The organism is Martinezella sp. CNPSo 3890, assembly GCF_057784455.1.
In genome coordinates this window covers 363,496-384,547 of sequence record NZ_JBXSOR010000001.1, presented here as the reverse complement: position 1 = coordinate 384,547, position 21,052 = coordinate 363,496, and the positions used below count along the sequence as shown (strand labels likewise).

Below are 21,052 nucleotides of genomic sequence, written 5' to 3'. Positions count from 1 at the left end.
GCCCCGGCCTGCTACGCCTGAGGGCGAAAGAGCCACTTGCGCTCGATGGCAGCCGGTAGATCGAGGCCATTGCGATGCGCGAATAGAAGAATATGGCCGAGCACATCGGCCGTTTCATCGGCAAGCGCCGTCGCGAGATCCGCGTCGCTCATGCCCTTGCGCCGCCCGCGGCCGGTGACCCTGTTCCAGATCTGGACCAACTCGCCCATTTCTTCCTGGAGCTTCAACACGAACCAGTCGTCGTCGCGCTCCATGCCGTTGTCGGCGGCGTAGCGTGCAGAAGCCGTTTCGAATTGCTCCATCAGATCTTTCAGCATTGAAATCGTTCCCTTTATGTTCCATTCATCAATGAACGATTCCCGCAAAAAAGTCGAGCCGGCGGAGATTTGCTCCGCCGGCTCGCTTCTATCCAATCAAGATTATGTTCAGCCCTTGCTCGGCAGGAGCATGCAATCGAAGTCCTTGCGCTTCAGAGCGGAGCAGGCCGAACTTGCATCGTCGCGGCTTGCAAAGCCGGTGAAGCGGGCGCGATAGACCGTGCTGGCGCCTTTGCCGACGGCTTCGGTATAGGGCGAGGCATTGGCGAGCGCATTGCCGGCCTTGGACTTCGCTTCCGAGAGCAAATCCTTGGCAGCCTGAGCGGTTGGCGTCGCCGCGATCTGTACCTGCCAGCTTCCGGATACCATCGGCTTGCTGGCGGCTGCTGCCTGCTTGTTGTCGACGAGGATCTCGTCCATCGCAGCCGGGCGATCCATCGGCACGGTGACGTTCGAGGCGGCGGCGAATGCCATTGGGACGACCTCGGTACGCTTGCGCGCCGGCGCAGGTGTCGTCGTGGCAGTGGTTTGGGCATCGACATCGACGGCAACATCGTCCGATGCAGACGCCACTTCAACCTGCTTGCCCATCTTGCCGCCGCCGACGCTCGCCATCAGGCGCGATGTCGCGACGGAGGCTGCCTTGGGCACATAGCGGTCCAGCAGCGACGCCATCATCGCGTCGCGACCGCGCGCCGTGGCGCCGCCCATGACGACGCCGATCACGCGGCGATTGCCCTGGCGCACGGCGCTGACGAGGTTGAAGCCAGAGGCATTCGTATAGCCGGTCTTGATACCGTCCATGCCCTCATAGCGATACATCAGGTTGTTATGGCCGCGCACGTAGTGGCCGCGGTAGTTGAAGCTCGTCTGCGAGAAGAGCCGGTACTCCTGGGGATAGTTGTTGATGAGCGCGACGGCGAGCGTCGACATATCTCGCGCCGTCGTCCACTGCTGCATGTTCGGAAGACCGGATGCATTCAGGAAGGTGGTGCGGCGCATGCCGAGTTCGCGTGCTTTCTGCGTCATCATCCGTGCAAAACCGCTCTCGCTGCCGCCGAGCGCTTCCGCCATGGCGGTTGCGGCATCGTTGGCGGACTTGATGATCATGCCATCGACGGCTTCGCGGACAGTCACCGTACCGCCGGGCTTGAGGCCCAGCTTGGTTGGCGGCTTAGCTGCAGCGAAGCGCGAAACCGGGATCCGGGTGTTCCAGCTCAGCTTGCCGCGATGGATCGCCTCGAAGGTCATGTATAGGGTCATCATCTTGGTCAGCGATGCCGGATGGTTGAGGTCATCCGCATTGCTCGATGCCAGCACTTTGCCGGTCTTTGCATCCATGATGAAATAGGCGCTGCCGGCGAAGCTCGCTACAGGAGCGCTCAACAGCAAGACGGCCACAGACAAAGCCATCAGAAGTCGTTTCATAATTGTCCCCAACCGAAAGAATGCCAACACACCGCATCAATCCCTGTATGATTTTGCGACAAAAAGCCTGATACCGGTGCGATATTGAGGCAACAGCCTCGATAGTTCTTCAATTTTGCCTTTCCTGGTAAAATAAGCATTAACGCATTGGAAATTATGACGAAGATTCAGTAAGGTTTAACGGGAATGCGCTACAGCGTTGACATTGGTCAACCGGGTCGAGCCGCATGGAACAGGGCATCAAGGTCCGCCTCAAGCGCACGATGATCTCAAGCGGGCTTGAGGCTGCCGCGCTTTTGAAGGGTGCGGGACTGATGCGCGATGTTGCCGGCCTCGGCACGATCTTCACCCTTCATCACGTCCGCCCTGCCCTCCCCTGCCGTTTTGCGCCCAATGCGCATCTGGAGGTCTCACCCGATTTTCTCGATCGCGCCATCGCTCGGCTCAAGCAAGACGGTTACGAGTTCATTGCACTCGACGCTCTTCCATCCCGGGCAAAAGAGGCCGGCAAGCCGCCCTTCGTCGCCGTGACGCTCGACGACGGCAATCGGGACAATCTTGAACACGCCCTGCCAATCTTCGCACGCCACGATGTGCCCTTCACCGTCTTCGTCGCCCAGGGGCTTTCGGAGCGGACGCATAGTTTATGGTGGGAGACGCTGGGCGAACTGCTTGGCCGGCTTGATCGGCTGACATTCGATTTCGGGTCGGGAGAAGAGTTTCTGCCACTCGGCAAGGATAGCCAGAAGCATGCGGCATTTGCCCGCTTCGCCGCCTTTGTCCACAGTCATGAGGAAAGTGAAGCTGTCGGCCGGATCGATGAGCTTGCCCGGCGTCACGGCCTGGAGCCGCTCGATATCGTCCGTGCATCGATCATGGATCGCAACGAATTGCGGCAGCTCGCGCGCCATCCCCTTGCCTCCCTCGGCGCCCATACGGTGAGCCATCGGGCCTTGGCAAGGCTCCCCGAAGCGGAGGCTGTCGCGGAGATGGCGCTTTCGGCCGATTATGTCGCCGACATCACCGGAAAGCGGCCAACCACGATCGCCTATCCCTATGGCACGAACGAGGCCGTCTCGCCGCGCGAGGGGCGGCTTGCGGCCGAACTCGGCTTTTCTGTCGGAGTCACCACCCGCCCCGGCACGATCACGACAGCAAACGGCAACTCCCTGCTATTGCTGCCGCGGCTATCGCTGAACGGCCATTACCAGAAGCCCCGCTATGCGTCGGCGCTTGCATCCGGCATCCCCATGCGGCTGATGGGACGCCGGGAAACGGCATAGGATTTACGGATACATCCGCACCTTTTGCCAGGCACCCTCCGGTACATCACGGCGAAATTCGATGCGATCGTGCAGGCGGAATTGGCGATCGTGCCAGAATTCAATCGACAGCGGCCGGATGCGGAAGCCGGACCAGTAAGGCGGGCGCGGAATATCGCCGATCGCGTAACGGGCGGTATATTCGGCAACGGCCTTTTCCAGCGCGAAGCGGCCTTCCAGTGGTCGCGACTGCTTTGAGGCCCAAGCACCGATGCGGCTGCCGCGAGGCCTTGTCTTATAATATTCGTCGGCTTCCTTATCGCTCACCACTTCAACCAGGCCACGCAGGCGCACCTGGCGACGCAACGACTTCCAGTGGAAGCACATGGCCGCTTTCTTCTGGGAAAGAATTTCTTGGCCTTTCTGGCTCTCGAAATTTGTATAGAATACGAATCCGTCGCTATCGAAACCTTTCAGAAGAACCATGCGGACATTTGGCAAACCATCCTTATCCACCGTTGCCAGCGCTACCGCATTCGGATCGTTCGGTTCGGTGGTCTCCGCCTCACGCAGCCAGGACGCAAAGAGACTGAAAGGTTCATTCTGCTCGGTGAAGTCACCGCTTGTTAACTCGTTTTCCGACATATTAATTCAAAAGCTCCGCAATTCCTAATAACCGCCGGCCCCTCTGGCTGGCCAAGAAGTTCGGGTGGAAGTCATAGCAAAGTCGATCGTTCATACAAAGCGCAAGCTTGCAAAAGGCGTGACGATGGCTGTCGCCCTAGTCTCCCTTTTCACCCTTGGCGGCTGCGTCGGCGGCGGCATGGACTATCTGAGCTCGGCCAAAGTGGATCGCAGCGTATCGACGGGCACCGTGCCGACGGCCCCCGTAACGACGGACAGCATCTCCGACGAGACCACGGTGCGCAATGCCGTTACCTCGGCGGATCTCCACAAACTCAACGGCCAGCCCATACCCTGGGCAAACACCTCGACCGGCAGTGCCGGTGTCATCGACACGATTGTCGAAAGCAATGCGTCTGGCGTGGTCTGCCGCCAATTCCGCACCAGCCGGCATTCCTATCAGGGCGTTGCCAATTTCTCGGGCAGGACTTGCCTTGTCGGCCTTGGCGAATGGCAGTTGCTCAGCTTCCAGCAGGCGGGCTGAGCGCCTTTCTCCCTTTTCGTCCCGCCCTCAAATCAGTTCACGCTGATAGGCATTCTATTATCATCGGCGATCCGGGTCCGACTGCAAATCCCAAGCATCGCCCGTTAGCGATCGGCTAACCATGCCTTGAAATGCAGGTCTTCAGGTTCCATCCGCCGTAACGCCTGATTAGCAACTTTTCCCGCAGGATCGGCTCATCGGCGCATCAGCCTTGCCTCCCATGACAGGAAGCAGGATGGCGAAGCGCTAACTGGTTCTTTGCTTGGGGTGCTGCGATGGGGCTCGGCACACCCATGAATGATGGCGGGAAAGATGCGCGATCCGTATAAGGTGCTGGGCGTTCGGAGAGATGCGGGGGCGGAGGAAATCAAATCCGCCTGGCGCAGTCTGGCGAAGACCGCCCATCCCGATCACAATCTGGGCGATCCGACCGCGTCGGAACGGTTTGCCGAAATCGGCCGGGCTTACGAGACGCTGAAGGATCCGCAAAAGCGTAGCCGCTACGACCAGATCGCACGTATGGCCGAGGCAAAGGGTCAGAGCCAGGAACAGACGATCATGCAGCAGCGGCAGGCGGCTCGCGAGGCTGCCGAGCGGGCCAAGGCCGCGCGCGCCAATGCCGACAAGATCATGGAAGAGCTCGCGCGGGCCAACGCCCGCAAAGCGGCAGCCTCCGCTGCATCCGGCCAACAGGGCAATGCCACCGAATCTCCGGAAGACATGGTCGAACGCATTTTCGGAGTGAAGACCGGCCAGGCGCAGCAGGCACCGGCCACGGCGGCAACAGGCGTAAGGCAGGCGGAAAAACCGCAGGAGCAACCCGATACCGCGGCACCGGAAGAGCCGCAGGTGGAAGAGGAGCAGCTTGCCACGGTTTCAGCAGCTGCCGGCTCGCGCTCCGCCTTCGGCATCCTCGGCTCTCTGGTACGACGCATCACGGGCGGCAGTGCGCCCGAAAAGCCGCCGGAGAAAACCCCGGAGGTCGCCGCCGAAGCCACGGTAACGCTCGACGACATGCTGAAGAGCCGCTGGATTGCCGTTCCGCTGCCCGACAACCGGGAGGCGCGCTTTCAGGCGACGACTGATATCTCCAATGGCCAGGTGCTTCACCTCAAGGGCCAGGGACTGAAACTGCAGGGCATGTTGCGCGGCGATGTCGCCGTCACCGTTCACCTGTCGACCGACGGACGCTTCACGCTCGACGGAAGCGATGTGCGTACAATATTACCCATTACGATAGAGAATGCCGTTCTAGGTTGCGAAACCACGGTCGAAGGATTGAACGGACCGGTCAGGATCACGGTGCCGGCTTGGTCCGGTTCGGATCAGGTCGTTCGCATTTCCGGCGAGGGATTGCCCGATGGCAATGGTGCAAAAGGCGATCTCATCGTCGAATTGCGGCTGATGCTGTGGGAAAAACCCGACGATAAGGTCACGGATCTCATGCGCAGTATGCGCGAGGGGCTTTTCCTGTGAAATTTTGGTGACAACAGCACCCTTTGTTACGATCCCTAACAGTTGATGATCTTTACGATGCTTGAACAGGGGAACGGCCTATGCCATAGGCAGGTTCATCTAAAGTTCAAGGGAGCAGAATATGGCTCAATCCACTGGCCTCATGGCAGGCAAGCGCGGCGTCATCCTCGGCGTAGCAAACAACCGTTCGATAGCGTGGGGTATTGCCAAGGCCTGTTCCGATGCCGGAGCCGAAATCGCATTGACGTGGCAGGGCGATGCCCTGAAGAAGCGCGTCGAGCCGCTCGCTCAGGAACTCGGCGCCTTCATGGCCGGCCATTGCGACGTAACCGAGCCGGCAACGATCGATGCCGTCATGGACACGCTTGAGGCGAAATGGGGCAAGATCGATTTTGTCGTGCATGCCATCGCGTTTTCCGACAAGGACGAGCTGACCGGCCGTTACCTCGATACCAGCCGCGACAACTTCACGAAGACGATGGACATCTCCGTCTATTCCTTCACGGCGGTTGCACAGCGCGCCGAGCGAATCATGAATGACGGCGGCTCGATGATCACCCTCACCTATTACGGTGCGGAAAAGGTCATGCCGCACTACAACGTCATGGGTGTCGCCAAGGCTGCTCTCGAAGCAAGCGTGCGTTACCTCGCAGTCGACCTCGGCAGCCGCGGCATCCGCGTCAACGCGATCTCGGCAGGCCCGATCAAGACGCTCGCCGCTTCGGGCATCGGCGACTTCCGCTACATCCTCAAGTGGAACGAGTACAACGCACCGCTGAAGCGGACCGTCACGATCGACGAAGTCGGCAATTCCGCCCTCTATCTGCTGTCCGATCTGTCGACGGCCGTGACCGGCGAAATCCATCACGTCGATTCGGGCTATCATACGGTCGGCATGAAGGCCGTGGACGCGCCCGACATTTCCGTCGCGAAGGACTGACCAACAGGAAGCTGACCGTGTCGCCCATCCTCTATGTGATACGTCACGGTCAGACCGACTGGAATGCCGAGCGTCGCCTGCAGGGGCAGAAAGACATCGATCTCAACGCCATCGGCCGCGAACAGGCGCGGCAGAACGGCATCGATCTCGCCGAAATCCTCGCATTCGAAAACCGGCCCTTCGATTTCGTCGCCAGCCCCTTGCGACGCACGCGCGAAACCATGGAAATCGCCAGAGATGCCATGGGCCTGCCGCCCAAGGACTATGCGACCGACGACAGGCTCGTCGAACTGTCCTTCGGAGCCTGGGAAGGCTTTACCCTCAAAGAATTGAAGGCAACAGCGCCCGACCGGCTTGCCGAGCGCAAGGCGAATAAATGGGACTTCATCCCGCCTGGCGAAGATGCCGAAAGCTATGAAATCCTCTCCTGGCGCGTCGGCTCATGGCTGGCATCCGTCGACCGCCCGACGGTCTGCGTCACGCATGGCGGCGTCATCCGTACGCTGTTCCGTCTGATCGGCGATGTCGAAAAGGAAGAGGCGGCGGAAATCCCGATCCATCAGGACCAGATCCTGAAGGTCGATCCGCAGATGAAGATCATCGGTTGGATGTAGACGGTTCCCGATTAAAGCATGTCGCGCAAAAGTGTGCAGCGGTTTGCGACAATGACATACCCAAATCAAAGATCTAAAGCGCAAGAAGCGAATCCGAAAGATCGCGATGCGCTTCAGGCGCGGATGACTGGGTGATTTGGGAGCGAGCGAAGAAGAATAATCACCTTGAAGGCGGGAAAACCGTCCGAGACCGCCGGCTGCCCGGCAGCGCTATTTACTGGACGATATCGAGATCGTTGACGACGCGCTTGCCGTCGACTTCCGTATAGAAGACCACCACCTTCACACCGGCCTGCAGGCCACTGAAATCGAAATCCTCCGGCACCTGATAGCTCTTTCCGTCATCCAGCGTGATGTTGAAGTTCTTCGCGTCGACCTTCTTGATGACGGCTTCGACATCGGCGCTTTCAGCAAAACCGGCGACAGGAGCAAGCAGGCTTGCCGTGGCCAAAAGCGTCGCTACAAAGAAGCGCATCGTCGTCACCCTTCAGGTAAATTGATTATGATTTCTTATGCGGCTTAGAAAACACGTCGAATATGGCGGAAGTTGCCCCCAATAATGACTTCGCCCGCCCAAATGGTGAATGCTTCGTCACAATCCACAGCCCAGGTTAATCTTTATTTACCACGCGGTATGCGCAAGAAAAGCGGAGGCGGCAGCAGTATCCGCGCGGCTGAAAGAAAGATCTTGCATTGTCGGCTTTTAGGCTCGCCGATATCGAGGCCGAACTGGTCTCGATCATGAGGATGATGTCGCCCGAAAACCGCTTACACTTTTTTGCATCATGCTCTATGAGTGGGCCGAAATTGCAAGAGACAAGACGCGGCCTGCCGGTCAGGCTGCGCTAATCCGGTCGTTTTACATGTCGCACAATACATTCGGTCACCTCTTCCGCGTCACCACCTGGGGCGAAAGCCACGGTCCAGCGCTCGGCTGCGTCGTCGACGGCTGTCCTCCAGGCCTCCGTTTCAAGCTGCAGGACATTCAAACCTGGCTCGACAAGCGCAAGCCGGGCCAGTCGCGCTTCGTGACGCAGCGGCGCGAGGACGATCTCGTCAAGGTTCTGTCGGGCGTCATGATGGACGAGGACGGCGAGACGATGATCTCGACCGGCACACCGATCTCGATGCTGATCGAGAATACCGATCAGCGCTCGAAGGATTACGGCGAGATCGCTAAGCGTTACCGCCCCGGCCATGCAGACTACACCTATGACGTCAAATACGGCATTCGCGACTACCGCGGCGGCGGCCGCTCATCAGCCCGCGAAACCGCGGCGCGCGTCGCTGCCGGCGGCATCGCCCGTCTCGTGGTGCCCGGCGTGACGATCCGTGGCGCGCTGGTGCAGATCGGCAAGCACAAGATCAACCGTGCCAACTGGGATTGGGCGCAGGTGGATCAGAACCCGTTCTTTGCGCCTGATCCCGAAATCGTGCCTATTTGGGAAGACTATCTCGACGGTATCCGCAAGGCCGGCTCCTCGATCGGTGCCGTGGTGGAAGTGGTGGCGGAAGGCGTGCCGGCCGGTCTCGGCGCTCCGATCTATGGCAAGCTCGACCAGGATATCGCCTCGCTGCTGATGTCGATCAATGCCGTCAAGGGCGTCGAAATCGGTGAAGGGTTCGCCTCCGCTGAACTCACAGGCGAGGAAAATGCCGATGCCATGCGCATGGGCAATGACGGCAAGCGCATCTTCCTGTCCAATCATGCCGGCGGCATCCTGGGCGGCATTTCCACAGGCGAGCCCGTCGTCGCGCGCTTTGCCATCAAGCCGACTTCGTCGATCCTGACGGAACGCCAGTCGATCGATGCCGATGGCAACAATGTCGATGTGCGCACCAAGGGCCGCCACGATCCTTGCGTCGGCATTCGCGCCGTGCCGATCGGCGAGGCGATGGTCGCCTGCGCCGTTGCCGATCATTATCTGAGGGATCGCGGCCAGACGGGCCAGCAGAGGTAGGAACTTCGAGATGTCTTACGACCAGAAGCGTGTTGTCGATGCCATAAGGGCTTTCGAAGCCGGCGAGATCGTCGTCGTCATGGACGACAATGACCGCGAGAACGAAGGCGATCTGATCGTTGCCGCCGTTCACTGCACGCCGGACAAGATGGCTTTCATCGTCCGGCACACGTCCGGCATCGTCTGCACGCCGATGCCGCGCGAGGAGGCCAAGCGACTCAACCTCAACGCCATGGTCGCGGAGAATGATTCCGCCCATACGACGGCCTTCACCGTTTCCGTCGATTTCAAGCATGGCACCACAACAGGCATTTCCGCCGACGACCGGACGCTGACGGTCCGAAACCTCGCCAATCCGAATGTCGGGCCGACGGATTTCGTTCGTCCGGGCCATATCTTCCCGCTGGTTGCGCGTGAAGGCGGCGTGCTCATGCGTTCGGGCCATACGGAAGCCGCCGTCGATCTCTGCAAGCTTGCCGGCCTGCCGCCGATCGGCGTCATCAGCGAGCTCGTCAATGATGACGGTACGGTGACGCGCGGCCAGCAAGTGGTGGAATTCGCCGAGCAGAACGGGCTGAAGCTCGTTTCCGTCGCCGACCTCATCGCCTATCGCCAGCGCAAGGAAACCCTCATCGAGCTCGGCACCAGCTTCGACATCGAAACATCGTTCGGCAAGGCGCGCGCCCATACCTATTCCCTGCCCTGGGACCCGATGCAGCATCTTGCCGTCGTTTTCGGCGATATTCGCGACGGCGTCGATATCCCAGTCCGGCTACATCCGGAAAATGTCGCCGAGGATCTGTTCGGCAAGCGCCGTCCGGTCGATTTCTACATGAAGAAGATCGCCGAGGAAGGCCGGGGTGTCATCGTCTATTTGCGCGAAGGTTCCGTCGGTGTCGGTCATTTCGACAATGGCCGCAAGGCGCGTCAGGCCGAGCGCGAGAGCCACGCCGAGGCACAGGCGCGAGACAGCGAATGGCTGGAAATCGGCCTCGGCGCGCAGATCCTGAAGGATCTCGGCGTCAGCTCGATCAAGCTGCTCACCAGCCGCGAGCGGCACTATGTCGGCTTGGAAGGATTCGGCATCAAGATTGCCAAGACGGAGATCTGCTGATTTTTACCCTCCCCTTGAAGGCAGGGCTATCGCATATGGAGGCGGACGAGCACCATAAGCTCCTTCTCCCCCTTGGGGAGAAGGTGGCCCGAAGGGTCGGATGAGGGGTTATCGATTTGAATTCATGGATTTTTGTGGTCTTGGCAGGCACCCCCTCATCCGCCTGGCGGCACCTTCTCCCCGCTGGGGAGAAGGTGGACAGCGGCGATCTCCGCTCATATGCGATACCCCTGCCCTTGAGGGGGAGGGTCGGAGCGAAGCTCCGGGGTGGGGTGATTGCGTCGATCTCCGTAGCCAACCAATTGTCACCCCACCCGCGCGCTCCGTGTGACCGCCCCCCTCAAAAGCGATGTGATGAAAACTCGCGATCCAACAGGCCCATCATGATGTCGTCGTGCCAGCGGCCATTGACGTAGGCGGTCTCCCGCTCCCTCCCTTCGACGATGAAGCCGCATTTTTCATAGGCGCGGATGGCGCGCTTGTTGTAGGCGAGCACGCGTATTCCGATGCGATGCAGTCTCATCTCGCCGAAGGCATGATCCAGCAGAAGCGTGATCGCTTCCGTGCCAAAGCCTTTACCAAGCAGCGCCGGATTATAGATCCCGATTGCCATCGTCGCGCGTCGGTCCTGGCGATTGACGTTGTCCAATCGGATTATGCCGGCAAAGACGCCGTCGATTTCGATAACCCAGGCATGAGGCTGATCGGCAAGGCCCTGAACCCATCGCGTTGCGCCCTCCCGGGTGATGGGCTCGATGTCCTCCTTGTTAACGCCATACATCTCCGCGATCTCGGCATTCGTACCTAAAGCGAAGCGCACATCGGCGTCCTCGGCACATGGCGGGCGGAGCCTAACATTGCGGCCTTTTAGAATCAGCGACGACAACGAACTCTCCTCTTCGGGTGTTCTTCTGCCTATTGGACTCTGTTAGTTATGTCCCTTCAAGGGGGGTGACAAAGCTTACGATCGATCCAGCCATGTGGCATCGAATAGGCGAAGCCAATTGTCATAGGCGAATTTTCGCAGGGTTAGTTCATCGAATCCGCTTTGGCGCATGGCCTCCACGAGCCGCGGCAAGCCGCTTGCGTCCCCGATCTCTCGCGGCACGACGGCGCCATCGAAGTCCGATCCAAGGGCGATCCCATCCGCGCCGATGCGGGCGCTGAGATAGTCGATCTGGCGAACGACCGCTTCGAGCGGGGTATCCTCGTCAAGATTGGCATCTGCGCGGATATCGTTGACGGCAAGATTCAACCCAACGACGCCACCCGTATCGCGGATCGCGTCCAATTGCCGATCGGTCAGGTTCCGGGTCGATGGACATATGGTATGGGCGCAGGTGTGCGTGGCCACAAGCGGAGCGGTGCTCAATGCGGCGACATCCCAAAATCCGCGCTCGTTCAGATGGGAAACATCGATCATGATCCCGAGTTCATTGCATCTTCGGACCAGATTCTTTCCCGAATCCGTCAGCCCAGGTCCCGTATCGGGCGATCTCGGATAGGCGAACGGAACGCCATAGCCGAAGATGTTCGGACGGCTCCACACGATGCCCAAGGATCGAAGGCCGGCATCGTAGAGGCTATCCAGATAGCCGAGATCGGGTCCGATGGCGTCGGCGCCTTCCATATGGAGCACGACGGCAAAGACACCGGCATGTCGTGCCGCCTCGAGCTGGCTGACGCTCGTTGCCAGACGGATTTTACAGCCCGAGCGTCCGATCAGCTTCTTTATGGCAGCAAGCTGCCCGTCGATTTGCCGGCGCGCATGATCCAGCTGCAGAGCCTCGGCATAACGAACTTCGTAACCATCATGCGTGATCGTCAGATCATCTACGGGCTCGTGCTCTGGCGCGGCGTACATAGCGAACAACCCGCCGACCAGGCCGCCTTCGCGTGCTCGCGGAAGATCGAGATGTCCGGCCTCAGACCGGGCCAAAAAATCGCGGCCGTCAGGCTTGTAATCCATCATGAACTGGACCGCATCATTATGCCCATCGAAAATCCGAACGGTGTTCATGCGATCTCGATCCCAAAATGAGCGGCAGTCTCCCTGATGCCACTCAGCGCCGATTTCCTGAAAAAGAACTGTCGGTCATCCCCCGCCAGCCGTCGAGAAACACGACCTTCTCGACGCCGGTGAAACGGGCAACACGTTCCAGCTCCGCTTCCAGCTTCTCCAGCCGGCCTGCCGATGCCTTGACGCCCGGTTCCAGCCACAGGCGTTTGACATCCAGTGTTCCCGCCTTGCGGTCGGCCTTCATGTCGATCCGTCCGATCAGCCGATCGCCCTCCAGCAATGGGAAGACGTAGTAGCCGTATTCGCGCTTCGGTTCGGGCACGAAAATCTCGATGCGGTAGAAGAAGCCGAAGAGACGTTCGGTCCGATTGCGATCGCGCAGAGTCGGATCGAAGGGGCTCAGCACACGGATGCGCGCCGGTGCCTCGGCATGACTGTCGAGCGTGTCATGGAAATCGAGGAAGGCGAAGGACAAGCGCGGCTTGCCGCCGGCGGCAGGCTCGACCAGTACTTCGGTCAATTCGTCTCGATGGGTCTCGACCCAGCTCTTGGCTTCCTGCGGCGTGACCAGATCCCAGAAGGCGGCGATTTCGCCCGAGGTGGCAAAGCCGAGGCGCTGCAGCGCGCTTCGGCAAGCCCAGTCGACAAATTCGTCATGCTCCACTTCGGGCTCATGGAAATGGGCCGGAAGGACACGTTCGACGAGGTCGTAGACCTTTTGAAAGTTAGTGCGGCCGGCAATGGCGAACTTGCCGGTGCGCCAGAAATATTCGAGCGCCGTCTTGTTTGGGTGCCAATTCCACCAGCCACCGGAGACATGATCCTCCGCCTTGACCTCGCGGGCGGTGATCGCGCCGTTCTTCAGCACGCGCTCGTAGGTTTCCTCGAAAGCCGCCTCGAAGCCCTCCCCGCGCCATTTGCGCCAGCGTGCGATGATTGCCTCGTCCTCGCGGCGGAAGCGGTGCTTCCAATAGACGAAGAAGGCGCTCGGCAAGATCGAAGCATCATGCGTCCAGTTTTCAAAGAGCGCGCCGTCCTTTTCCAGAAGTTCCGTCAGGTGCTCGCGCCGATAGGTCTGGTTGCGCGAAAACAGGATCTGGTGATGGGCGCGCTCGACGGTGGCGATACTGTCCACCTGCACGAAGCCGATATCGTGGATGAGCTGCAGCAGCCCCGCCTTGGTCAAGGCGCGGTTCGGCGGATTGGCAAGTCCCTGCTTGGCAAGGAACACGCGGCGGGCGTCACGATTCGAGAGCAGATTCGTCATTACGGGATCATAGGCATAAATTCCCATGCTTTCAAAGAGGCGTCGATTTGATAATTCGATGCAATGCGCTATAGCTCCGCGATCACACTACCGAACAGGAAAGCCGCTTGGACATCCGCTTCGAAACCGCTGGCGTCGATTATGGCAAGCGCACTGCGCTGTTTCCTCTGAATCTCACGCTTCAGGAGCGCCGCATCGGGGTGATCGGCCTCAACGGTTCCGGCAAGACGACCTTCGCGCGGCTGATCAACGGGCTCATCAAGCCAACAACGGGGCGCGTCGTGGTTGATGGGCTCGACACGGTCGGCGATGCCGCCAAGGTGCTCGGCAAGGTCGGCTATATCTTCCAGTCGCCGCAAAACCAGATCATCCTGCCCATTGTGCGCGACGACATCGCCTTCGGCCTCAAGGCGCGCGGATATGACAAGGCGCAGATCGATGCGGCGGTCGAGGGCATTCTTGGCCGTTTTGGCGTCGGCCATCTCGGCGCGCGGCGGGCACATGAGCTTTCCGGTGGTGAGTTACAGATGGCTGCCCTTTGCTCGGTGCTGGTGACTGGCCCGGATATCCTCATTCTGGACGAGCCGACGAATCAGCTCGACCTCAAGAACCGGGCGCTGGTGCAGAAGACCATGATGGGGCTGCCGGAAAGCGTCATCGTCATCAGCCACGATCTGCCACTGCTCGAGGGTTTCGAGCGGGTGCTGTTGTTCGATCAAGGCCGGCTCGTCGCCGACGCTCCGGCAGAGGAAGCGATCGCTCGCTACAGGGAGATGGCTGGCTGATGCAGACGCTGCATGTCGATGTCGATACCTGGCTGCACCGGTTTTCGCCGCGCGTGAAGCTGCTGGCTTTGACCGCATTCGGCATATTGCTTTTCCTGACGCAGTCCATCGCGGTGCTTGCCTGCGCAAGCCTTGTCGGCGCCGCCCTTTATCTTCGCAGCGGTCTGCCGGTCGGAGACGCATTGAAGCGGCTGCGGCCGATCCTGATCTCGATTGCCGTGCTCGCAATTTTCGCAGCGCTCGTCGGCCCGCTTCACGCCGCCATCGTCACGGCGCTCAGACTGACAGCGCTGGCAATGTTCGCCGCCACGGTGACGGCCACGACCTCGATGGCCGCCTTTATCGATGAAATCACCGCGCTTGCCATGCCGCTCGAAAAGATCGGCTTGCTCAAGGCCGCCGATATCGGACTTGCGATCGGCCTCGTTATTCGTTTCGTCCCCGAGATCCTCGATCGTTATCATGCGATCCGCGAAGCGCATCAGGCGCGCGGGATCAAGGTTCGCCTGGCAACCACGCTCGCGCCGCTGATCATCCTGACGCTGCGCGATGCGGACAATATCGCGGCGGCGATTGACGCGCGGGGCATTCGGCGTCAATGAACATAGGTCTTTTTCGGAAGGAGCCGCCATGAACACCCGCGATCTCGTCCTCTCGGCGCTGTTTGCCGCCATCATCGTGGCGCTCGGCCTGTTGCCGCCGATCCCCATCGGCATCATTCCGGTTCCGATCACCGCCCAGTCGCTCGGCGTCATGCTCGCCGGCGTCGTCCTCGGCGCCAAGCGCGGGACGATCGCGGTGCTGCTGGTAGTGGTGCTTGTTTCGATCGGCCTGCCGGTCCTTTCCGGCGGCCGCGGCGGCCTTGCCGTCTTTGCCGGCCCGACAGCCGGCTTCTTCGTCGGCTGGATCTTCGCTGCCTTCATCACCGGCTATCTCTCCGAACGACTGGTCAAGCCGGAACAGAGCGGCCTGGTTCAAGGTGTCGGCTTCTTCATCGCTGCTGTTATCGGTGGGGTGGTGGTGCTGTACGCGTTCGGCATTGCCTGGCTCGCCATCAATATCGGTTTCAGCAAGGCGTTTATCGGGTCCCTGGGCTTCGTGCCGGGCGATGTCATCAAGGCCGTCGTCGCAGCCCTGGTCGGCCGCGCTGTCATGGTCGGCTATCCGCTTCTGCCGCAGCGGAGCTAAATCGAGACTAAGCCAGATATTTGTAGAGCCAGTCGCGCGTGTCTTCCGGCAGTGGCACCGGGTCATGCTCATCGCCGCGCACCGCGAGCCAGAGGATTTCCACCTCCGCTGCCAATTCGTTGCCAGTTTCAACCGCGACAACGAAACCGATCGACTTGCCGCCAATCTTGTTGACGCTGATCGAGTAACGGGCAAGGTCGTCATAGTGCAGGGCGCGGTGCAGCGAGCACGATGCCTTCTTGGCGATATAGAGAGGCTCGTCGTCGACCAGCGGCCGCGTGCGCCAAAAGTTGGAGAGTGCGGTCTCGGCTTGCGAGATGTAGGAGGCGATAAACATCTGGCCGTGCCGGTCGACATCACGCGGCGGCACCCTTACCTCGATGACATCGGATCGTTCTACTCTCGCCATCACGCAACAACCCTGGCCGACGCCGTACTGACCTTAATGAAAGCTTAACACCGCGCCTCGATAAGTAAACGGCGCCACTTCAAAGTGGTTAAGATGGATTGTTGACATTGTAGTGACATTGTCCATGTCCTGTAATAGGCGTCACACCTCGTTTATAGATTGGCCCCATGAGCACACGTCTTTACGAACATCCGATCTTTCTTGAACACATCGTTCCTCCTGGCCATCCGGAGCGACCGGACCGGCTTCGCTCGCTGAATATTGCGCTGGAGCATCCGAATTTCGAGAGGCTGGAGCGGCGAAAGGCGCCGCCCGCGCATGAGGATGCGATCCTGCTTGCGCATCCCGAGGAGCATCTGGATTTCGTGCTGCGTTCGATGCCGGACAGAGGTGACGAGGGCGAGATCAACCAGATCGAGGCGGATACCTATGCCAGCCCGAAGACGCTGCAGGCGATCATGCATGGCGTCGGCGGCGCCATGGCGGCGGTCGACGACGTCTTCTCCGGTGCGGCCGACAATGTCTTCGTCGCGGCCCGGCCGCCCGGCCACCATGCCGAGAAGACCAAGGCCATGGGCTTCTGCTTCTTCAACAATGCCGCGATCGCTGCCCGCCATGCGCAAAAGGCCCATGGTGCCGAGCGCGTCGCCATCGTCGACTGGGACGTGCATCACGGCAATGGCACGCAGGACATTTTTTGGGACGATCCATCCGTGCTCTTCTGTTCCACCCACCAGATGCCGCTCTATCCCGGCACGGGCAAGAAGGACGAACGCGGCACGCACAACACCATCGTCAATGCGCCGCTGTCCCCCAATACCGGCGGCGATCATTTTCGCGAAGCCTTCAAGTCCCGCGTGCTGCCGGCGCTCACCGACTTCCGCCCCGACCTCATCATCATCTCGGCGGGCTTCGATGCCCATCACCGCGATCCCCTGGCGCAGTTGAACCTGACGGGCGAGGATTTCGACTGGGCGACCGGGCGGCTGCTCGAAGTTGCAGACCGCAGCGCCAAGAACCGGGTCGTCAGCCTGCTCGAAGGCGGCTATGATCTGGAAGGTCTCGCCGAGTCGGCGGGAATGCATATTCTACGCATGATGAAAGGTTGACGATGAGCGAGAACGCCAAGGCAGATGTATCAGGCTATTCCTTCGAGAAGGCCGTGGCGGAGCTGGAAAGCATCGTTGCCCGGCTCGAACGCGGCGATGTGGCGCTGGATGAATCTATCGCCATCTACGAGCGCGGCGAAGCACTGAAGAAGCATTGCGAGGCTCTGCTCTCGGCTGCGGAAAACCGCATCGAGAAGATCAGACTCGATCGCGCCGGCAAGCCGCAGGGCACGGAAGCGCTGGATGGCGCGTGAAGCGGGCGGCTGGCTAAAGAATAGACAATATCACAGCGGCGAACCGAACATATTGTAGCCCTTATAGTCGAGGGCGAATGCAAAATTGATGGTCTTCCAATTTTCAACTGTCGTGTAGGACACGCTGTTTTCCCGAAACCGGCTGGCGAGTGGGTATTTCGTGTGAATCACCGCTGCGAATTGATCCTCGATGGTCTTGTCGTCGGCCATACCGGGATGACGACGGTCCTGGACAGTGCACAATCCCTTTGGATTGATACCCACGATGAGCGACCCATCATCTGTAGAGCCTTCGGAATAGGTATATTTTCCAGACAACAAGCTCGACTTTTGCTTGGTTTCGAACTTCTTTATGCCGTATCGCGCCGCTGCGGCGTAGCTTTCGGCATAGGGTGCCTTGTAGGCGAAGCAGATATCGCGAAATGCGGCGACACCGCGATCCATTGCGACTGGACCTGCGGGCTTTGCGACGGTCGTAGCAGACTTATCGGTCGTCGTGCTGCATCCCATCAACGTCGTTCCCAACAGAACGGCGATCAACGCTTTATTTCTCGTGCTTTCCATGCGTATCGGCCCCCAACGAATTCCTCGAGCCAATCACACAAGTTGAACGGCGAGACAACCTACACGCACATCTCATACAGGAAATTTGAGTTTCCTAACCTTTCTCGCTAGGTTGAGCCCCGACCGAAAGGAGAGCCTTCATGTCCTTCTTCCCAGGAAACGATCCGCAGGCGGGTGACGCCTTCGCCTGCGATGCGATCGAGAATCTGATTATCCCGCGCACCAGCGACCTCGGCGGCTTCTCCGTGCGGCGCGCGCTTCCGAGCAGCCGGCGCCGGCTAGTGGGACCGTTCATCTTCTTCGACCGCATGGGGCCAGCCATTTTGCGGCCGGGCCAAGCGCTCGATGTGCGCCCACATCCGCATATTGGCCTTTCCACCGTCACCTACCTCTTCGACGGCGAGATCCGCCATATGGACAGCCTCGGCACGGCCAAGGTGATCCGTCCCGGCGACATCAACCTGATGACGGCCGGGCGCGGCATCGTGCATTCCGAGCGCACGCCGGAGAACCTGCGCGACCATCCATTTTCCATGTCCGGCCTGCAGACATGGCTGGCGCTGCCCGACGACAAGGAGGAGATCGATCCCTCCTTCACCCACACGGAAAAGGACGAGCTGCCTGTCATCGCCGATGGCGGCGTGAGTGGACGCGTGGTGATCGGTAATTTCGAGGGCCTGGAATCGCCGGTGAAATCCTTCTCGGACACTCTCTATGTCGATCTTCAGCTGCAGCCGAACACGACGTTTCCTTTTGGGGCAGCGCATGAGGAACGGGCAGTCTATATTCTCTCCGGTTCGCTCGTCGTCGCCGGCGACCGTTTCGAACAGGATCAGCTTCTGGTCTTCCGCCCGGGCGACGCGATAACGCTGGAGGCCGGCGAAAAAGGCTGTCATCTCATGCTTTTTGGCGGTGCAGCGCTCAATTCGAAGCGCTATATCTGGTGGAATTTCGTCTCGTCCTCGAAGGAGCGTATCGAAAAAGCCAAGGAAGAATGGCGCACGGGCCGCTTCGATATCGTGCCGGGCGACGAGGAAGAGTTCATTCCCCTGCCGGAGGGCTAACGGGTTCATAACACTCCCACATGTTTCTTGTTCGGGAGCACCTTGAATTCGGCGTCTTTTGTCGCAATCTGTTTTGACGTAAAGGCGGACAACCGCCCAAGAATAGCAAGAAAGAGGCATCAGCCTTGACACAAATGCCAGAGACGCCCCTGCTCGACCGGGTCCAATATCCCTCCGACCTGCGAAAGCTGGAGGACCGGGAACTGCCGCAGCTCGCCCGCGAAGTCCGCGACGAGATGATCGATGCGGTTTCGCGCACCGGCGGACATCTCGGCGCCGGCCTCGGCGTCGTTGAATTGACCATTGCCATCCACAGCGTCTTCGATACGCCGAACGATCGTTTGATCTTCGATGTTGGGCATCAGTGTTATCCGCACAAGATCCTGACCGGGCGTCGCGACCGCATTCGCACGCTGCGCCAGGAAAACGGTCTTTCCGGCTTCACGCGCCGGGCCGAAAGCGAGTACGATCCTTTCGGCGCAGCGCATTCCTCGACTTCAATTTCCGCCGGCCTCGGCATGGCTGTTGCCGCCGAGCTCGAAAACACCGACCGCCGTGTGATCGCCGTCATCGGCGACGGTGCCATGTCAGCCGGCATGGCTTATGAGGCGCTGAACAATGCCGGCGCGCTCGATGCGCGGCTGATCGTCATCCTCAACGACAACGACATGTCGATTGCCCCGCCGACAGGAGCGATGAGCGCCTATCTCGCCCGCCTCGCCTCCGGCCGCACCTATATGGGCTTCCGGGATTTTGGAAAGAAACTGACCGCTTATCTCGGCAAGAAGGTCGACCGCGCCATCACGCGGGCAGTCGAACACGCACGGGGCTATGTAACCGGCGGCACCATGTTCGAGGAGATGGGCTTCTACCATATCGGTCCGATCGACGGCCATTCCTTCGAACATCTGCTGCCCGTGCTGCGCAATGTGCGCGACAATGCACAGGGACCGGTGCTGATCCATGTCGTGACGCAGAAGGGCAAGGGCTATCCCCCAGCCGAAGCGGCTGCCGACAAATATCATGGCGTCAACAAGTTCGATGTCATCACCGGCGCTCAGACGAAAGTGAAGCCGAATGCGCCGAGCTACACAAGCGTCTTTGCGGACGCTTTGGTGCAGGAAGCGACGCTCGACGACAAAATCGTCGGTATCACCGCCGCCATGCCGAACGGCACCGGCCTCGACAAGCTGCAGGAGTTCTTCCCCAAGCGCTGTTTCGATGTCGGCATTGCCGAACAGCATGCGGTGACCTTCGCCGCCGGCCTTGCTGCGGAAGGTTATAAGCCCTTCGCCGCCCTTTATTCCACCTTCCTGCAGCGCGCCTATGACCAGGTGGTGCATGATGTGGCCATTCAAGGGCTGCCGGTCCGTTTCCCGATCGACCGCGCCGGCTTCGTCGGTGCCGATGGCCCGACGCATGCGGGCTCCTTCGACACCGCTTTCCTCGCGACTCTGCCGGGCTTCGTCGTCATGGCCGCGGCAGACGAGGCGGAGCTGAAGCACATGGTGCGCACCGCTGCCGCCTATGATCTGGGTCCGATCTCCTTCCGCTATCCGCGCGGTGAAGGCGTCGGCGTCGATCTGCCGGAACGCGGCCAGATCCTCGAAATCGGCAAGGGTCGCGTCATCAAGCAGGGCACGAAGGTCGCCCTACTCTCCTTCGGCACGCGTCTCGCCGATAGTCTTGCAGCCGCCGAGGATCTCGATGCCGCCGGTCTTTCGACGACGGTTGCGGACGCGCGCTTCGCCAAACCGCTCGATCACGACCTCATCCGCCAGCTTGCCGCCCATCACGAGATGCTGATCACCATCGAGGAAGGTTCGGTCGGCGGCTTCGGCAGCCAGGTCATGCAGTTCCTTGCCAATGAGGGCCTGCTGGACAACGGCTTGAAAATCCGTTCACTCGTCATGCCAGATATCTGGATGGAACAGGCAAAGCCCGAAGCCATGAATGCCCGGGCCGGTCTCGACCGTGCCGGCATCGTGCAGACGGTCTTCCGCACGCTCGGCCACGGCCGCATCGTCGAAGCTGCTGGATAGCTTTACCTCCCCTTGTGGGCTGGGCTATCGCATACGGGCGATAGCTCTGCCATCAAAGGGAGGGTTGCTT

General features: G+C 60.1%; 23 protein-coding genes. 14 read left to right on the top strand and 9 right to left on the bottom strand.

The genetic code is table 11. The features are described 5' to 3' along the window. Window positions 1-11 precede the first annotated feature (11 nt). Window positions 12-317, bottom strand: coding sequence for a pyrophosphatase (locus tag AC13RC_RS01835; RefSeq protein ID WP_488556327.1), 306 nt, complete (start codon window positions 315-317; stop codon window positions 12-14). Window positions 318-425: 108 nt separating this feature from the next. Then, entirely contained in the window at window positions 426-1,745 is a 1,320-nt protein-coding gene (locus AC13RC_RS01830; RefSeq protein ID WP_183810750.1) for a D-alanyl-D-alanine carboxypeptidase family protein, read from the bottom strand. 227 nt (window positions 1,746-1,972) lie between these two features. Between AC13RC_RS01830 and AC13RC_RS01825 the strand changes: the two genes are divergently transcribed. Continuing rightward, window positions 1,973-3,028 (top strand): polysaccharide deacetylase family protein, encoded by a 1,056-nt coding sequence (locus AC13RC_RS01825; protein WP_488556326.1) that lies wholly within the window; start codon window positions 1,973-1,975, stop codon window positions 3,026-3,028. 3 nt (window positions 3,029-3,031) lie between these two features. On the opposite strand, the gene pdxH is transcribed toward AC13RC_RS01825, so the two are convergent. Then, window positions 3,032-3,652 carry a pyridoxamine 5'-phosphate oxidase gene (gene pdxH, locus AC13RC_RS01820; RefSeq protein WP_112605952.1) on the bottom strand — a complete coding sequence of 207 codons (621 nt, stop codon included), beginning with the start codon at window positions 3,650-3,652 and terminating at the stop codon, window positions 3,032-3,034. Between the two features lie 64 nt (window positions 3,653-3,716). Between pdxH and AC13RC_RS01815 the strand changes: the two genes are divergently transcribed. From AC13RC_RS01815 to AC13RC_RS01800, 4 genes are all read left to right on the top strand, one after another. Further along, window positions 3,717-4,175, top strand: a complete 459-nt coding sequence (locus tag AC13RC_RS01815) for an RT0821/Lpp0805 family surface protein (protein ID WP_069613743.1) — start codon at window positions 3,717-3,719, stop codon at window positions 4,173-4,175. A 312-nt stretch (window positions 4,176-4,487) separates the two neighbouring features. Further along, the gene (locus AC13RC_RS01810; protein ID WP_488556325.1) at window positions 4,488-5,651 is read left to right on the top strand and encodes a DnaJ domain-containing protein; all 1,164 of its coding nucleotides are present in this window, start codon (window positions 4,488-4,490) and stop codon (window positions 5,649-5,651) included. A gap of 121 nt (window positions 5,652-5,772) precedes the next feature. Continuing rightward, window positions 5,773-6,591, top strand: a complete 819-nt coding sequence (gene fabI / locus AC13RC_RS01805) for an enoyl-ACP reductase FabI (RefSeq protein WP_069613741.1) — start codon at window positions 5,773-5,775, stop codon at window positions 6,589-6,591. Window positions 6,592-6,608: 17 nt separating this feature from the next. Beyond that, window positions 6,609-7,205, top strand: a complete 597-nt coding sequence (locus AC13RC_RS01800) for a histidine phosphatase family protein (protein WP_069613740.1) — start codon at window positions 6,609-6,611, stop codon at window positions 7,203-7,205. Window positions 7,206-7,419: 214 nt separating this feature from the next. Here the strand turns inward: AC13RC_RS01800 and AC13RC_RS01795 are convergent, their stop codons facing one another. Further along, a complete protein-coding gene (locus AC13RC_RS01795) occupies window positions 7,420-7,680 on the bottom strand; it encodes a DUF1344 domain-containing protein (protein WP_015339036.1) in 261 nt (86 codons plus the stop codon). Window positions 7,681-8,068: 388 nt separating this feature from the next. Here AC13RC_RS01795 and aroC point away from each other — a divergent pair, with 388 nt between their 5' ends. Then, entirely contained in the window at window positions 8,069-9,166 is a 1,098-nt protein-coding gene (aroC, locus tag AC13RC_RS01790; protein ID WP_488556324.1) for a chorismate synthase, read from the top strand. Window positions 9,167-9,176: 10 nt separating this feature from the next. Next, window positions 9,177-10,280, top strand: coding sequence for a 3,4-dihydroxy-2-butanone-4-phosphate synthase (gene ribB / locus AC13RC_RS01785; protein WP_145633113.1), 1,104 nt, complete (start codon window positions 9,177-9,179; stop codon window positions 10,278-10,280). A 340-nt stretch (window positions 10,281-10,620) separates the two neighbouring features. Here ribB and AC13RC_RS01780 read toward each other — a convergent pair whose 3' ends face one another. The 3 genes from AC13RC_RS01780 to AC13RC_RS01770 form a co-directional block, all read right to left on the bottom strand. Then, window positions 10,621-11,166 (bottom strand): GNAT family N-acetyltransferase, encoded by a 546-nt coding sequence (locus AC13RC_RS01780; RefSeq protein ID WP_488556323.1) that lies wholly within the window; start codon window positions 11,164-11,166, stop codon window positions 10,621-10,623. 75 nt (window positions 11,167-11,241) lie between these two features. After that, entirely contained in the window at window positions 11,242-12,300 is a 1,059-nt protein-coding gene (locus AC13RC_RS01775; protein ID WP_488556322.1) for a dipeptidase, read from the bottom strand. Window positions 12,301-12,343: 43 nt separating this feature from the next. Continuing rightward, window positions 12,344-13,567: a winged helix-turn-helix domain-containing protein gene (locus tag AC13RC_RS01770; protein WP_488556321.1), complete on the bottom strand. Its 1,224-nt coding sequence runs from the start codon at window positions 13,565-13,567 to the stop codon at window positions 12,344-12,346. 107 nt (window positions 13,568-13,674) lie between these two features. Between AC13RC_RS01770 and AC13RC_RS01765 the strand changes: the two genes are divergently transcribed. Genes AC13RC_RS01765 through AC13RC_RS01755 form a run of 3 tightly spaced genes read left to right on the top strand, consistent with a single transcriptional unit; the run spans window position 13,675 to window position 15,540 of the window. After that, window positions 13,675-14,352: an energy-coupling factor ABC transporter ATP-binding protein gene (locus AC13RC_RS01765; protein WP_069613867.1), complete on the top strand. Its 678-nt coding sequence runs from the start codon at window positions 13,675-13,677 to the stop codon at window positions 14,350-14,352. Further along, the gene (locus AC13RC_RS01760) at window positions 14,352-14,954 is read left to right on the top strand and encodes an energy-coupling factor transporter transmembrane component T family protein (RefSeq protein WP_488556320.1); all 603 of its coding nucleotides are present in this window, start codon (window positions 14,352-14,354) and stop codon (window positions 14,952-14,954) included. Before AC13RC_RS01765 ends, AC13RC_RS01760 begins: the two co-directional genes overlap by 1 nt. Before the next feature lie 28 nt (window positions 14,955-14,982). Next, window positions 14,983-15,540: a biotin transporter BioY gene (locus AC13RC_RS01755; RefSeq protein ID WP_069613734.1), complete on the top strand. Its 558-nt coding sequence runs from the start codon at window positions 14,983-14,985 to the stop codon at window positions 15,538-15,540. Between the two features lie 7 nt (window positions 15,541-15,547). Here the strand turns inward: AC13RC_RS01755 and AC13RC_RS01750 are convergent, their stop codons facing one another. Continuing rightward, window positions 15,548-15,949 (bottom strand): acyl-CoA thioesterase, encoded by a 402-nt coding sequence (locus AC13RC_RS01750; protein WP_113353896.1) that lies wholly within the window; start codon window positions 15,947-15,949, stop codon window positions 15,548-15,550. A 167-nt stretch (window positions 15,950-16,116) separates the two neighbouring features. Here AC13RC_RS01750 and AC13RC_RS01745 point away from each other — a divergent pair, with 167 nt between their 5' ends. Further along, window positions 16,117-17,058, top strand: coding sequence for a histone deacetylase family protein (locus tag AC13RC_RS01745; protein WP_488556319.1), 942 nt, complete (start codon window positions 16,117-16,119; stop codon window positions 17,056-17,058). A 2-nt stretch (window positions 17,059-17,060) separates the two neighbouring features. Further along, window positions 17,061-17,312: an exodeoxyribonuclease VII small subunit gene (locus AC13RC_RS01740; protein WP_069613731.1), complete on the top strand. Its 252-nt coding sequence runs from the start codon at window positions 17,061-17,063 to the stop codon at window positions 17,310-17,312. 30 nt (window positions 17,313-17,342) lie between these two features. Here the strand turns inward: AC13RC_RS01740 and AC13RC_RS01735 are convergent, their stop codons facing one another. Further along, on the bottom strand, window positions 17,343-17,876 hold the full coding sequence (locus AC13RC_RS01735) for a hypothetical protein (RefSeq protein WP_488556318.1): 534 nt from the start codon (window positions 17,874-17,876) through the stop codon (window positions 17,343-17,345). Between the two features lie 140 nt (window positions 17,877-18,016). On the opposite strand from AC13RC_RS01735, the gene AC13RC_RS01730 reads away from it, so the two are divergent. After that, window positions 18,017-18,940 carry a pirin family protein gene (locus AC13RC_RS01730; RefSeq protein WP_488556317.1) on the top strand — a complete coding sequence of 308 codons (924 nt, stop codon included), beginning with the start codon at window positions 18,017-18,019 and terminating at the stop codon, window positions 18,938-18,940. Between the two features lie 125 nt (window positions 18,941-19,065). Beyond that, window positions 19,066-20,982, top strand: a complete 1,917-nt coding sequence (gene dxs, locus AC13RC_RS01725) for a 1-deoxy-D-xylulose-5-phosphate synthase (protein WP_113333634.1) — start codon at window positions 19,066-19,068, stop codon at window positions 20,980-20,982. Window positions 20,983-21,052: the final 70 nt, after the last annotated feature.

Coding starts and splice junctions, on each gene's coding strand:
- AC13RC_RS01740 (WP_069613731.1), top strand. CDS start 17,061: ATGAGCGAGAACGCCAAGGCAGATGTATCAGGCTATTCCTTCGAGAAG.
- pdxH (WP_112605952.1), bottom strand. CDS start 3,652: ATGTCGGAAAACGAGTTAACAAGCGGTGACTTCACCGAGCAGAATGAA.
- AC13RC_RS01730 (WP_488556317.1), top strand. CDS start 18,017: ATGTCCTTCTTCCCAGGAAACGATCCGCAGGCGGGTGACGCCTTCGCC.
- AC13RC_RS01745 (WP_488556319.1), top strand. CDS start 16,117: ATGAGCACACGTCTTTACGAACATCCGATCTTTCTTGAACACATCGTT.
- fabI (WP_069613741.1), top strand. CDS start 5,773: ATGGCTCAATCCACTGGCCTCATGGCAGGCAAGCGCGGCGTCATCCTC.
- AC13RC_RS01770 (WP_488556321.1), bottom strand. CDS start 13,567: ATGACGAATCTGCTCTCGAATCGTGACGCCCGCCGCGTGTTCCTTGCC.
- aroC (WP_488556324.1), top strand. CDS start 8,069: ATGTCGCACAATACATTCGGTCACCTCTTCCGCGTCACCACCTGGGGC.
- AC13RC_RS01775 (WP_488556322.1), bottom strand. CDS start 12,300: ATGAACACCGTTCGGATTTTCGATGGGCATAATGATGCGGTCCAGTTC.
- AC13RC_RS01830 (WP_183810750.1), bottom strand. CDS start 1,745: ATGAAACGACTTCTGATGGCTTTGTCTGTGGCCGTCTTGCTGTTGAGC.
- AC13RC_RS01825 (WP_488556326.1), top strand. CDS start 1,973: ATGGAACAGGGCATCAAGGTCCGCCTCAAGCGCACGATGATCTCAAGC.
- ribB (WP_145633113.1), top strand. CDS start 9,177: ATGTCTTACGACCAGAAGCGTGTTGTCGATGCCATAAGGGCTTTCGAA.
- AC13RC_RS01795 (WP_015339036.1), bottom strand. CDS start 7,680: ATGCGCTTCTTTGTAGCGACGCTTTTGGCCACGGCAAGCCTGCTTGCT.
- AC13RC_RS01760 (WP_488556320.1), top strand. CDS start 14,352: ATGCAGACGCTGCATGTCGATGTCGATACCTGGCTGCACCGGTTTTCG.
- AC13RC_RS01755 (WP_069613734.1), top strand. CDS start 14,983: ATGAACACCCGCGATCTCGTCCTCTCGGCGCTGTTTGCCGCCATCATC.
- AC13RC_RS01750 (WP_113353896.1), bottom strand. CDS start 15,949: ATGGCGAGAGTAGAACGATCCGATGTCATCGAGGTAAGGGTGCCGCCG.
- AC13RC_RS01810 (WP_488556325.1), top strand. CDS start 4,488: ATGCGCGATCCGTATAAGGTGCTGGGCGTTCGGAGAGATGCGGGGGCG.
- AC13RC_RS01835 (WP_488556327.1), bottom strand. CDS start 317: ATGCTGAAAGATCTGATGGAGCAATTCGAAACGGCTTCTGCACGCTAC.
- AC13RC_RS01735 (WP_488556318.1), bottom strand. CDS start 17,876: ATGGAAAGCACGAGAAATAAAGCGTTGATCGCCGTTCTGTTGGGAACG.